This is a genomic window from Streptomyces sp. Je 1-332 (assembly GCF_040730185.1).
GTDB lineage: Bacteria > Actinomycetota > Actinomycetes > Streptomycetales > Streptomycetaceae > Streptomyces.
This window is the reverse complement of record NZ_CP160402.1, coordinates 4,375,731-4,388,477: the sequence shown is the minus strand read 5'-3', so window position 1 is coordinate 4,388,477 and position 12,747 is coordinate 4,375,731. Positions and strand designations below refer to the sequence as shown.

Here is a 12,747-nt window from a genome sequence, read left to right as displayed (position 1 = left end):
CCTGCCTATCTGACTATCTGGCCGTCTGGCTATCCGGCCGTCTGGCTATCCGCCTATCTGCCTGCTCAGCCCGCGAGCAGCTGCTTCACCACGGCGGCGACGCGGCCGCCCTCCGCGAGGCCGGCGACCTTCGGGTTCACGATCTTCATGACCTGGCCCATGGCACGCGGACCCTCGGCGCCGGCGGCCCTGGCCTCCTCGACGGCCTGGGCGACGATGGCCCGGAGCTCGTCGTCGGAGAGCTGCTTCGGCAGGTACTCGGCGAGGATCTCGCCCTCCGCCTTCTCCTTCTCGGCCTGCTCGGCGCGACCGCCCTGGGCGAAGGCCTCAGCGGCTTCGCGGCGCTTCTTCGCCTCGCGAGAGATCACCTTCTGCACTTCATCGTCGGAGAGCTCGCGGGCCGTCTTGCCCGAGACCTCCTCCTTCGTGATGGCGGTGAGGGTCAGCCGGAGCGTCGAGGAGCGCAGCTCGTCACGCCCCCTGATCGCGGCGGTGAGGTCATCCTGAAGCTTCGACTTGAGCGTGGTCATGCCGTGATTGTCGCAGGTGCGTACGGCCCGACGCCCGCAGATTTACGGGGCCTTCGGGTCTGACACCATGGGTGGATGCGCGCGCGATACGCAGTACCTCTGGGAATCACGGCGACGGCCGCCGCCGGACTGGCCTACTCGGTGGGCTTCGAAGCCCGCTCCTTCCGACTGCGACGGGTCACGGTGCCCGTCCTTCCGCCGGGGATGCGGCCGCTCAGAGTCCTCCAGGTGTCGGACATCCACATGGTCTCCGGGCAACGCAAGAAGCAGCGCTGGCTGCGCTCGCTCGCGGGCCTGCGCCCCGACTTCGTGATCAACACCGGGGACAACCTCTCCGACCCCGAGGGCGTACCGGAGACGCTGGACGCGCTCGGCCCGCTGATGGAGTTCCCCGGGGCGTACGTCTTCGGCTCGAACGACTACTACGGGCCCAAGCTGCGCAACCCCGCCCTCTACCTGCTGGAGAAGGCGCAGGGCAAGCACGGCCTGAACGGCAACCCGCCCGCCGTCGGCGTCATCCACAACCCGTGGGAGGACCTGCGCGACGGGTTCGACGCCGCGGGCTGGGTGAACCTGACGAACACGCGGGGCGCCCTGAAGATCGAGGGCTACGAGATCGGCCTCACCGGCGTGGACGACCCGCACATCAAGCGCGACCGGTACGCGCGCGTGGCGGGCGGTCCCGACGCGGGCGCCGACTTCTCGATGGGCATCGTGCACGCCCCGTACCTACGCGCCCTTGACGCCTTCACGGCCGACGGCTACCCCTTGATCCTCGCGGGCCACACCCACGGCGGGCAGGTGTGCATCCCCTTCTACGGGGCGCTGGTCACCAACTGCGACCTGGACACGGAGCGCGTGAAGGGCCTGTCGAAGCACGAGGCGGAGGGCCACACGTCCTTCATGCACGTCTCCGCGGGCTGCGGCGCGAACCGCTACACCCCCATGCGCTTCGCGTGCCCCCCGGAGGTGACGCTGCTGACCCTGACGGCAGCCTCCCCGGAGGCCACCGAAAACCGGATTTCGTCTCCGGCCGCCGGTCCGCTAAAGTAATCGATGTCGCCACGGCCAGCAGCAATGCGGGCAGGTGGAGCAACGACATCGGGGTGTAGCGCAGCTTGGCAGCGCGCTTCGTTCGGGACGAAGAGGTCGTGGGTTCAAATCCCGCCACCCCGACAGCTGAAACACCAGGTCAGGCCCGGTACTGAGAGATCAGTACCGGGCCTGATTTGCGTTGTGGGGGCCACTTTGGGAGCCATTTGGGAGCCGACTTGAGAATCAGGCTCCCAGGAGGTGCGTTCCAAACCGTGCCGGAACGAGCCGATACGGAGTCCGCGCCGCATCAGCCCCGATCCGCAGACGAGGTCGCGAGCTCTTGCTCATGGTCCGCTGGAGGCGGAGACGAGAACCAGACAGCGACTCCATACGAACGACTTTCGAAAACAGCTCGCTTCGAGCCGTCCGACGACGTGAAGGCGGCAGGAGAAGCGGACCGGCCGTGTAATCACTCCTTGTCAGCATGCATCGACCTTGCGTCAACACCGTCTCGTCAGCCATGCCTCTATTCGACTAGTTCTCTCTCTACCTTCCGCAATGATCCCCCTCATACGGTGAACATCGCTTTTGTCTGCGCAAGTGCCAATCGCATCTACCGGCGGTAGTTGCGATCACTCGCAGACCCACGGGGCACGGGGAGGAAGCACAGACATGGATCCGTTGGCATTTCCTGTACTGGCCGGGACGCTCCTGACCGAGGCGGTCAAGTTTCTCTTCGACCGAGCGAGTGCGGTGCTGGACCGGCGAGCAGGTCGAGTGCCGGTGGAAGAGCCGGAGCAGGTGTCGGGACAAACGCAGCCCTTGGTGGTCAGCGCCCCTGCACTCACTGACGAGCGCGTCGCCCGTATCACTGGGGCTCACGGCGCACTCCGCGTCTACCTCTCCCGCCCCGAGTTCCTTCAGGGCGATGACACCGAGCTGCGGGAGGTCCTGGGGCGTCTGCGCCGGGACTTGGAGGAGGCATACGGACACCGCTTCCCGTTCGGTGATGAGAAGGAGATAGATCGGCCTGGCGTCGAGGTCTCCCAGCGTGCCGAATCCCTCCACGGCAAGCAGGTCGGAATGCGAGTTGGCGGGGACATCACGGAACGGGGACGAGCACGCGTCGACCAAGAGACCGGGACCGTCGAAGAGACAGGTGAACAGGTCGGCATCGAAGTCGAAGGCACCATCGGCTGAGGCAGGCGGCAACAGCATGAACTTCGATGACAGCCGTACCGGAGATCGTCTGCAGCATCCCTCGTCTCCGCCCACGGGCAGTGGGGAGCAAGAGGGCGAGTTGCCAACACCGCGGGTGCACTCGGCGCCAGCACCCCCACACTCCGAGCCGAGCAGCCTGCCCCAACTGCCACCACCAGGGCCGCCCAACGCCGCTCCACCGGTCGGGCCGGAGCTCGGCACGCCTGCAGAGACCGCGATCGCCGGGCGCTTCTCCGACGAGCGTTTCCCGCGAAACCAGACAGAAGGGGCGCCGGCGCGCGAATCGGTGGAGGCGGTCGGACAGGCCGCCGTGCTCCAACGGGCCTTCAACAATTACGGCGAACAGATCGGCACAAAGTACGTCTACGAACAGACCCTCGACTCACACGCCCCGATCTCGCCCGAGTACCTGGCCGTGGTCCGCGAGGTATACGCCGAGCCTCAGCATGAGGAGCGGCTGACGTCGAGCCCTTTCAGGCTAGCCCTCAATACCCTGCGTGCGGCAGGCTCCGTGCTGGTCATCAACCGTCCGACGAACAGCAGCCGGACCTTCACCGCCTACGCATTGCTCGCCCATCTCTTGGGCGAAGGCGCCATTACCGAGGTACGCCCGCTGTCCTTTGGCGGCTCCAAACACTTCCCGACCAGACGTCTGCCACACGACCGTCGTTGCGGCTTTCTGCTGGAACTTCCGTCTGACGAAGATGACTTTGCTGTCGACGAGTCCTTCGGTGGCAACCTGAACAAACTCGTCGATCGCCTCCAGCGACGTGACTGCCGCCTGATCGTCCTCACCCGCCCCGAGCAGTGGAGGCGTATCAGCTCCGGGGCCCCGGATGGAGTCGCACCGGAGTTGGGAGCGGTTAGTCCACGCCACATCGCCGAACGGTGGCTTCTGGCGCAGGAGAGTGACTTTCCAACCGACCTGTGGCTCGATCACAAGGACATCAGGCCGCTCCTTGTCAGCCAGGCCCCGACCGATGTGCTCAACCTCGTGTACCTCATGCTCGAACAGCACCGGGCAGCACAGTCAGTCACACCTGTTGCCACTGACCCGAAGCAGCCACTCGGGCGCAAGCGGGAAGGTTCCACTCGCCTGACGTTCGACAAGCAGGTAGCCAACGTGGCGGCCGCCCACAGCAACTGGGAAGACGCGCTCTATCACTGGCACGAGCCCAAGGATCGTTCCCGCACCAGTTTCGAACGCAACTTCCTCCTGGCTGCTGCTGTTCTGCGCGGCGACCCGGTCGGGCATGTGTACGCCAAGGCAGCCGAACTGACCGAACAGCTCGACGACGTACCGGTCGAGGTCGAGGGACAACGCGAACCCGGAGTCATCGCCATGACGAGGGCCGCCGGAGCACGGCGTGCGGAAGACGGCACCCTCAGCTTCACCCGGCCCCACTGGGACGACGCCGTCATCGAGTACTTCTGGAATGACCGCCCTCTCGCTCGCACCACCTTCCTTCGGTGGCTCGCACGAGCCCCTGTCCTTGATACCACCGCGAGCAAGGAGGCACTGGAGATCATCAGCAGGGATGGTCGGCTTGCCTTGGCCGAGCGTGTGGGGCAGTTCGCTCTGCGGTGGGCCGTTCGGCATCGCCGCCCGACCCCACTGGAGCGGATTGTGGAGGAGTGGCAGAAGCACGGAGCCACTAAGGAGCTGTGGCATTTGGCCGTTCTGCTCCTGGACTCCGCAGCCATCCATGCCGCCAGCGCGCCATACATCCATTCGATGCTGCTGGCTTGGTCGAAGCGAAACCAGCCTCACTTACAGAGAGCCGTCATAGAGGTGTGTACGGGAGAGTTCGGCCGCCGGCATACGGCTAAGGCACTGCGTCGGCTCAGGAACGTGGCCTCACAAGGGCACCCTGACGTGGTCGACACGCTGCGCGAAGCAGTACGCGTCCTGTGGGAGGACGTGACCGTACGACAGATGCTGTTTGGCTACGTCGTCGACTGGTGCAAATCGGAGAAGACAAGCCAGACCGTCGGACACCGAACGTTCGCTGCCCTGGCCCTGAACTCTCCGCTGGAGTCGAGCGGCCTGCCACCGCTACTTCAAGCCATGGACGAGGACGCCCCCGAAGAGGAGGACACCTTCCGTCCGCCCCTGCAAGGGCTCGTGACCGGCTGGCGCACACTGTTGCGCCAGGCAGCAGGGCCAACAGGAGAACGGGATCTCGACAAAGCTGTCTTCACATGGCTCGACGCAGCACTGCACCGACCCGCACTTAAGGCCGTCGTCTTCGACACCCTGCGTCAGGCCGTGAATGTTCCTGGAGCCGAGGGCCCACCCCTTCGCGAGGCGCTGCGCACATCCGCGCAGTGGTGGGTCCAGGGACAGGATCGCCCATATTCGGTGGAGAAGGAGGAGCTCAAGCTCGAGTTGTCCGCTCTGCTCGACCAGGACCTCACAGCTCGCCGAGGTCAGCCGCCCGCGCAGCAGCAGTCGTCGAACGTTTCTGGCGAGGAGTCTTCGGCCCCAACGGAGGCCGACGCCGCATGAGACTTCCCGGCCGCAAGAGACATGCATCCGCAGCAGATGACACGCCCAGCTGGGCCTCCTCCTTTACAGACCGTCCCAAGAGCATGGACCCAACGCTGTCCTTCACGGCAGAGGTCCGAGTGACGTGGCAGCGCCAAATCGACGCCATCTCCCAGGTGAGCCTCCATACGGCACCGCTCCTCGCGCGACAAGAAATCGAGAAGGCGGCCGAATGCTGTGACGTCCTGCGCCCGGCGGCTGCCGAGCAGGAGATCACGAACGCACTCCAGCAACAGCTACCGCTCGCTGAGAGCGGTGTCTCAGTGACCCACGTGCACCTACGCATCAGCGTGGACGACGCTACCCGCGAGGCTGCGCTACTGGCAGAACGCCTGCAGCAGGAGTATCAGCGGAAGAAGGAGCGTCTTAGGCGTGATCACGAACTGGATGACTTGGCACGACGACAGGCTCAGGCCCGAGAGGCGTTTCTTCAGGAGGAGATTCTCGCCAACCCTGCCACGGCCCGCCTGTACGGGCTCCTAGAAGGGGCGTCGAGACATTGGCCTCGGCTGGGCGGTCCTCCGGCGGGCACCAACCTCGAAGAGCTGGTACGCGAAGTCCGTCAATGGCAGCCAGGACAGCAGTGGGTGACCGTCGCACAGCTTCTTCAGGACTTCGTCGCCAACCTGACGGAAGCGGGACGCAAGGAACTACTCATCATTCTCACCGACGCTGTCCGCGCATTCGGCGACGAGAACACGGCCCATCGCCTCGCCCTACTGTCGGGCGAGGCACAGTGAAGACTGCTGCGCTGCGCTGGGCGCTAGACCCTCTTACCAGCATGTTGGCGCTGCGGCTGTTTGCACGGGAGCGCGGCCGCCTCTCCTACGAAGCCGCTTGGCGCTTGGCGCGGGTCATGCGCCACCCTGACGAAATGGGCTATCGCCTGCACGGACACCGCAACGACGACACGTAGCGACACGTCAGTGCAGGGAATGAGCCCGCAGGAGAGCGTTGAGCACACGCACCGGCGAGGTCGAACACATCGCGAGCCGAGCGTCGAGCGCCGCTTCCCACTGCTCGGTTAGGCCCACCATCAGGCGCTTCCGCATGCCAGCCGTGACGTGAGCGTAGCGTGCGGAGACCGAGCCGTCGATGTGGCCCATCCGCTCGTCCATGAGGACCTTCTCGGTGCCGAGGTCCTCCATCATCGTGCGGTGGGTATGGCGTAGGCCGTGGGGTGTGAGGCCCTTGGCTATCGGGAGCCAGCAGGCGTCGGCTCGGTCGGTGGCGCCACGGCCTCGGGCCGGGATGCCCGGCCACGGCTCGCCGAGGATCGGCACCGGTCGGGCCTCTTGCGGCGCCTTCTTCGGGTACCAGCCGGACACCGCCGGAGTGAACAGCCAGGTGGCGAAACCGTTTCGGCGCCAGTGGGCCGCGTGCTCCGACGTGGCACCGCCACGCACGAAGGCGAGCTCTGCGATGGCGAGTTCGACGCGTACGCGGGTGTCCTCACGTACGCGGTTGGGGTGGTTGAGGACGTTCGAGACCGTGCCCGTGGAGACTTCGGCGCGGCGTGCGACGTCGACGAGCTTCGCGCCCTGGTGGCCGCCAGTGCGCGCTGCCCCCTGGCCTCGGAAGACGTACGTCCTGCCGTGGCACGGGCAGGGCGTCGGCTTCGTTCGGGCGATGTGGTTGAAGACCAGGGCGGACAGCCAATCCATCGAGTCGATGGTGCGGTAGCTGTCATCCTTGGGCGGGCAGCGCACAAGCTCGCCGGTGTCGAGTTCGTACAGCTGCCACTCGACGCGGAAGGCGGAGGGGCGGACGAAATCCGTTTCCAGGCCGACGATTTCGCCCCACCGCTTGCCGGTGTAGCCCTTGAGCACCACGGCGACAAACTCATCGTCGCGGCCGGACAGCAGGGCAGCCCGCTCAGCGGTCAGCAGGATGCCGAGGGCGTCCGTGACGACCTTCTCCGGGCCCCGGTCCCGGGAGCGGCCGGCGCGCTTGCCGCGTCCACGCCGCCTGGCGGCCGGGTTCGACGTGAGCAGACCCTCGTCGATCGCGTCCTCAAAGAGCAGGTGGAGCGTCGAGCGCCAAGTCCTGACGCTCGAAGCCGCGTACACGACACGCTCCTTCTTCTCCCACAGTTCGACATCCGTGCGCAGGATGCCCGCGAGCGCCTTGTCCTCGAAGTCAGGGAGCAGGTGCTCCTCGATGTGGCGCTTGTAGTTCTGCATCGTCGAGGCGGCCAGGTCCTGTGCCTCGTACCAGCGGCTCGCGTACTCGCCGAAGGTCTCCTGGCCAAGCGCCGGGTCGCGCCAGTCGCCGCGCCGGTACTTGTTCTCGGCCTCGCTCGCGGCACGCTGGGCCTCGCCCTTGGTGGCGAACTTGATCGGCTTGCCGTCCTCGCCGACGACCGTTAGGTGCTTGCCGGGCGCGATCTTGTACCGGGCGCGCCAGTAGTTTCCGCGTTTCTCGCCGAACCCCATCTTTACCTCCCCTTCTTGGTCGTCGTACTAGGCGGCGGTCCCGAACTGACTCTGGCGGGATCGGCGTGGTGGCCGAGCGCGCAGGCGAGCCGTAGGAACGGAGGACGACGAAGGAGGCTGGGAGGCGGGAGACTTGGCGGCAGGAGCCGCTTTCGCTCCTCGCTGCCGTGGGAGGGCTGGGCGAGCCTCATTCATGCGGATGATCTCCGCGAGGTGCTCGCCGGTAAAACGGTAGGCACGGCCGACTCTGGTGAACGGGATGAGCCGTCGGCGAGCGCGGTCCTTCACCCACCAGGCGGAGCAGCCCAGTACGGCTGCGACTTCCTCGGGCACATAGAGGCGCGGCAGAGCAGCCTCAGCGTGCGGAGTCGGTGCACCGGCAGGGGATAGTGCGGCTTGGCGCAAGGGGGGTCCTCTTCTGGCGGGCATGGGCGCGGCAACGCCGCCCGCCGGTCGATCGCTCGGGATGCGGGGGAGATGCCCGTACTGGCGGTTTGCGGGGCCAGGACGGGAGTGGGCGCTGAGGCTATGCCTCGGCGGAGTCGGCGTCGCCGTCACCAGGCGGAGGGCCGTGCATCTTCAGCATGGCCTTGCTGGCTTCCTCCGCGATGGCGTTGGAGACCATGACGTCGGCTTCCTCGCGGATGTCGGGGTGCTCGGCGAGGTAGGCGTCGAGGGCGTCTCGTGCCTCCGTGAAGGCGATGCTGGCGCGCTGCGTGCCGCGGAATGCGTCGACGATCTCGTCGATCAGTTCCATGGCACGTGCCTTGGCGGCCAGCTGCGGGGGGCCGACGAGGTTGCGCAGGTCGAGGCCGAAGACCTCGGCGAAGCCGATGGTCTCGTCGAGGTTGATGCGGCGCTTGCCGTTTTCGATCCGCCAGACCGCTGACGGGTTCATCTCGAAGCCGGCCTCGTTCATGCGGTCGGACAGGGCGTTGGTGCTCCAACCGCGCGCCTCGCGTTCCAGCTTGATGCGCACCGCGACGTTGCCCTCGCCGCTGAGCAGCATGCCCTTCGGCGGGTCTTCATCCGCCATGGCCACCTCCTTCCGTACGTAGCGGTGCCCTGCCAATTGCAAGGACCCCATAACAGTAGCATGCATACTGCGAGATGCAGAGCACTTCTGCAATCTGCAATTCATGTGGCATACTGATGGTCCTACCCGACCAACCCGAGGAGCCACGGACGACCGCACGCGACACGAAAGAAGCCCCCGGCGATGCCGGGGGCTCAAGCGCAAACCTCTCAACCGCCATCCCTAGCGATCAACCTGCGGAAGCCGGGATTGCCGTCCCATATGGCCCGCATGCAGAGGAGCTGATGCCCAGTATGACCGATGCCCAGCCGAATACGCCATCCCACTTCGAGGAAGGCCCCACGCCGCCGCTGGGCGCGGCGGAACCTCCTTACAACGTGGACGCGGAGCGCGCGGTGCTCGGCGCCTGCATGCACAACAGCGACGCCATCGACGCGATTCGGCCCGTTCTGGGCGAGGACTCCTTCTACCGGCCTGCACACGAGACGATCTGGCGTGCGCTGCTCACCCAGCATCGTGAAGGCAAGCCGACGGACCCGATCGTCCTCGTCGAGCAGCTCCAGCAGCAGGGGGATCTGCAGCGTGTCGGTGACCGCAGCTATGTGTTCGAGCTTGCCAACGTGCTCTACGGCACCGGCAGTGCGGCGTACCACGCGGAGATCGTCCGCAAGAAGGCCGACCTCCGCCGCCTGCGCACCTCCGCGGTACGCATCCTCCAGCGCGCGCAGGAACCAGGCGCCGACCCTGAGGCGATACGCAGCGAGGTCGAAACGGAAGTGCGCGCCGAGCGAGAGCGCGCGCTCGCCTCGGGACATGGACGCCTCAACCGCTTCGCCAGGGACGGGTGGTCCTTCGTCACGGAGACCGGCGCGGACACCGAACCCCTGTGGGGAACCCGCGACAAGACGGTTTGGGCCTCCGGCGAGAGCCTGATGATTGTGGGCGCTCCGGGCGTCGGCAAGACCACCCTGGCCCATCAGGTGATCTTCGCCCGCCTCGGCCTGCAGGCGACCGTCCTGGAGATGCCGGTCGTCCCCAGCAGGCGCGTGCTCTACCTGGCGATGGACCGCCCCAAGCAGATCGCCAAGGCCATGAAGCGCCGCGTCTTCGCCACCGACGAGAAGATCCTGCGCGATCGGCTCGTGGTCTGGGAGGGCCCGCTGCCCGCCACCCTCGACAAGGAGCCCGACCTCCTCGCCGACCTCGCCGCCGCGCACCAGGCCGACACCATCGTGATCGACAGCCTCAAGGACGCGGTCTCCACCATGGTGGACGACGGCCTCGCCGTCGCCTTCCACAACGCCCGCAACCGTGCCCTGCGAGGCGGCGTGGAGATCCTGGAACTGCACCACCAGCGCAAAGCCACGGCCGACGCTCCGCGCGGCCAGCGCCCCGGCCTGGACCAGGTCTACGGCTCCACCTGGTACGTATCCGGGGCGGGCAGCGTCCTGTTCGTCACTGGCAAGGCCGGCGATCCCGCCGTCACCCTGCACCACCTCAAGACCCCCACCGGCGAGGTCGGCCCACTGGACGTCACGCACGACCACGCGCGCGGCACGACCACCCTCGACCCCACCAAGGACCCCGCTGTCCTGCTGCGCAACGCCCCGAACGGGATGAGCAGCCGCGAGCTGGCGACCGTCCTGATCGGCGGAGGCGAACCCGAACGCGCCGACCTGGAAAAGGCGAGGCGTCGCCTGGAGAGCCTCGTGGCCACCGGTCTGGCGACCAAGGCCGACGGCATCGCCGGAGGAGCCGGAGGCGGCCAGCAGACCCGCTACTACGCCTCCGCCCGCCACCTCACCGCCGTCGGCTGACCTCTCTAACCGGTCCCCGCGAAGCGATCACGGAACCGTACACGCGGCCCTCACGCGCGCACACCGCCGTGGACCGCTCACAGCGCACACGCTCACCGCGAAACCGCAGGTCAAGCGATCACGCGAGCGTCCACGCCGTTCACGCGCCCAGGCGTACACGCGCGGGGCCCCCTTTAGAAGGGGGCCCGCGTGAACGCTCCCTCCGTGAACGCCCCTCACTCCCACCCCACAGCCCCACTTTCCCCCTGGAGCCCGCCCCCTTGCACTCCCCTGCCCCGAGCACCCCGGCAGCCATACGCGGCGTCCGCACAGGCGTCGCCCTGATCCTCGGCCGCCCAGGACGAGGCCCTCGCCAACGTGACGACCCCGGCGACGCTCGCCGAACCCCCGCACCTGCACCCACTGGGGGTCAGCACGTGAACCGCAAAGGGCGCTTCGCCCTCGTCATCGGCCTGGTGGCCGTCGTCCTCATGGCCTTCCGCGTCTCGTGGAACGCGCTGTCCGACGTGGCCCGCGCCATCGGCGCAGACTCCACCGCCGCTCTGCTCTATCCGATCGTGGTGGACGGGCTGATGGCCCTCGCGCTCATCGCCACGCTCGTGCTGACCGGTCCCGGCCGGAAGTTCGCGCTGCGGGTCCTGGCGGCCTACGCGATCGCCAGCCTCCTGCTGAACTACGTGCACGGCCTCATTCCAGCCCTGCACACCACGTCGATCCAGCAGGGCCGACTGACCGACTGGGACCCCGCGAACTGGGCCCTCGTGCTGCTGGCGACCTCGCTCCCGGTCGGGTCGATCTACTTCGGATCGGACCTCGTGGCGAAGGTGCTGCACCACACCCCCGAGTCGGCCGACCCGGCCGAAGCGGCCTCCGCCCAGTCGGCTGGTCAGCAAGCCAACGAGCAGGCTGCCCGGTCGGCATCTGACCAGGCCGAATCTGCCCCCGAGCAGTTGACCGAGTCGACCCCTCTGAACGTCGCCGAGGCGCCCGTGACGAGGCCGACCGAGACCGCCGAGTCGGCCCCCGCCCCCGCTGCCCGACCGGTCCGGTCGGCCGCTGTAGCGCAGTCGACCGGAGCCGCCCCGCGTCGGGCGACCGGTCGGCTCCCCGCCGCCAAGTCGACCACCGCCCGCACCCGCACCGACGCCGAAGTCCTCGACGAGGCCCGACTCCGGACCGCCGGCTGGAGCGAAGACGAGCTGACCGCCGAGCGTCTGCGCAACGAACTACGGATCGGCCAGAAGCGAGCCCGCGTCCTGCGTAACCAGCTGCAGGCCGAGCGCACCGGCAAGCCCGAGCCCATCGCGTCCAACGGCCTCGCGGCCGAGCCTCTCGACGGACTCAACGAAGCCGCCTCCCAGCAGGACGAACCCATCGCGCCTGGCGACGCCGCCTGATTCCCCACGTTCACCTCATCCCCGCGGCCCACCTCGCGCCCTTCGGGATGCAGCGCGGGGACACCGAAGCCAGACGCAGCGAGGTCCTCGACACCATCACCCCACGGAGTTCCGTCCTATGCACGACCCGCACCACGACCCTCTCGCAGCTCAGCGCCAGGCGACCATCACCCCCGCCACACGCGCAGCAAGTTGTCGGGTAAGGAGTCCTTACCCGGCCTCCGCCCCAAAGGGGGCGGAGGGATCCGGCGCCGAGGCGGCACCGGAATCGGCCGGCCCAGGGGAGCCGACCGAGATGGGGGCCAGCAACCAGCCGTTGACCACCACGTCGCGCAAGCCCGTGCATCGCCGCCGCCTGCGTGACAAACAGCTGCGTGAGAACCGCGTCCACCCCCGCTACAACGACGACGAGTTCACCCTCGTAAAGAACGCAGCCGCTCTGAGCCACATGGCGCTCGGTGGCTATGTGGCCGAGTGCTCGCTCGCCGCCGCCCGCGCCGAGGATCCCACCGCGTCGGTCGCCGACTACCGCGCCATGATCAAGGCGCTCATGGCCGCCAACGGGAAGCTCGGCCAGATTGGCAACAACCTCAATCAGCTCGCCTGGCGCCTCCACAAGGACGGCGCCTGGCCCCGCCCCGCCGCCGTCCAACAGCTCCTCGACCGCGTCGAGGCGTCCGTCGACGAGCTGGACACCGCCATCGCCCAGGTAACTGAGGGGCGGTGAG

At 67.5% G+C, this 12,747-nt stretch carries 11 protein-coding genes and 1 tRNA gene; 8 read left to right on the top strand and 4 right to left on the bottom strand.

Features of this window, described 5'->3' with window-relative positions:
- Positions 1–65: 65 nt before the first annotated feature.
- The gene (locus ABXJ52_RS19915; protein WP_367043952.1) at positions 66–530 is read right to left on the bottom strand and encodes a GatB/YqeY domain-containing protein; all 465 of its coding nucleotides are present in this window, start codon (positions 528–530) and stop codon (positions 66–68) included.
- A gap of 75 nt (positions 531–605) precedes the next feature.
- Between ABXJ52_RS19915 and ABXJ52_RS19910 the strand changes: the two genes are divergently transcribed.
- The 5 genes from ABXJ52_RS19910 to ABXJ52_RS19890 all read left to right on the top strand — a co-directional run bounded on the left by ABXJ52_RS19910 (position 606) and on the right by ABXJ52_RS19890 (position 6,074).
- Positions 606–1,583: a metallophosphoesterase gene (locus ABXJ52_RS19910; RefSeq protein WP_367043950.1), complete on the top strand. Its 978-nt coding sequence runs from the start codon at positions 606–608 to the stop codon at positions 1,581–1,583.
- A 49-nt stretch (positions 1,584–1,632) separates the two neighbouring features.
- Positions 1,633–1,706: transfer RNA gene (locus ABXJ52_RS19905), tRNA-Pro, on the top strand.
- Positions 1,707–2,237: 531 nt separating this feature from the next.
- Positions 2,238–2,765, top strand: coding sequence for a hypothetical protein (locus ABXJ52_RS19900; RefSeq protein WP_367043949.1), 528 nt, complete (start codon positions 2,238–2,240; stop codon positions 2,763–2,765).
- A 16-nt stretch (positions 2,766–2,781) separates the two neighbouring features.
- The gene (locus ABXJ52_RS19895) at positions 2,782–5,295 is read left to right on the top strand and encodes a hypothetical protein (protein WP_367043948.1); all 2,514 of its coding nucleotides are present in this window, start codon (positions 2,782–2,784) and stop codon (positions 5,293–5,295) included.
- A gap of 83 nt (positions 5,296–5,378) precedes the next feature.
- Positions 5,379–6,074, top strand: coding sequence for a hypothetical protein (locus ABXJ52_RS19890; RefSeq protein ID WP_367043946.1), 696 nt, complete (start codon positions 5,379–5,381; stop codon positions 6,072–6,074).
- Between the two features lie 183 nt (positions 6,075–6,257).
- On the opposite strand, the gene ABXJ52_RS19885 is transcribed toward ABXJ52_RS19890, so the two are convergent.
- From ABXJ52_RS19885 to ABXJ52_RS19875, 3 genes are all read right to left on the bottom strand, one after another.
- On the bottom strand, positions 6,258–7,769 hold the full coding sequence (locus ABXJ52_RS19885) for a LacI family DNA-binding transcriptional regulator (RefSeq protein WP_367043945.1): 1,512 nt from the start codon (positions 7,767–7,769) through the stop codon (positions 6,258–6,260).
- A gap of 27 nt (positions 7,770–7,796) precedes the next feature.
- Positions 7,797–8,174, bottom strand: coding sequence for a helix-turn-helix domain-containing protein (locus ABXJ52_RS19880; RefSeq protein WP_367043944.1), 378 nt, complete (start codon positions 8,172–8,174; stop codon positions 7,797–7,799).
- A gap of 121 nt (positions 8,175–8,295) precedes the next feature.
- Positions 8,296–8,805: a helix-turn-helix transcriptional regulator gene (locus ABXJ52_RS19875; RefSeq protein ID WP_367043943.1), complete on the bottom strand. Its 510-nt coding sequence runs from the start codon at positions 8,803–8,805 to the stop codon at positions 8,296–8,298.
- Between the two features lie 293 nt (positions 8,806–9,098).
- Between ABXJ52_RS19875 and ABXJ52_RS19870 the strand changes: the two genes are divergently transcribed.
- The 3 genes from ABXJ52_RS19870 (at position 9,099) to mobC (ending at position 12,746) form a co-directional block, all read left to right on the top strand.
- Complete coding sequence (locus tag ABXJ52_RS19870; RefSeq protein ID WP_367043942.1) at positions 9,099–10,622, top strand: DnaB-like helicase N-terminal domain-containing protein; 1,524 nt, start codon at positions 9,099–9,101, stop codon at positions 10,620–10,622.
- Between the two features lie 416 nt (positions 10,623–11,038).
- The gene (locus ABXJ52_RS19865) at positions 11,039–12,019 is read left to right on the top strand and encodes a DUF2637 domain-containing protein (protein WP_367043941.1); all 981 of its coding nucleotides are present in this window, start codon (positions 11,039–11,041) and stop codon (positions 12,017–12,019) included.
- Positions 12,020–12,314: 295 nt separating this feature from the next.
- Entirely contained in the window at positions 12,315–12,746 is a 432-nt protein-coding gene (gene mobC / locus ABXJ52_RS19860; protein ID WP_367043940.1) for a plasmid mobilization relaxosome protein MobC, read from the top strand.
- The last annotated feature ends 1 nt before the right edge of the window (position 12,747 follow it).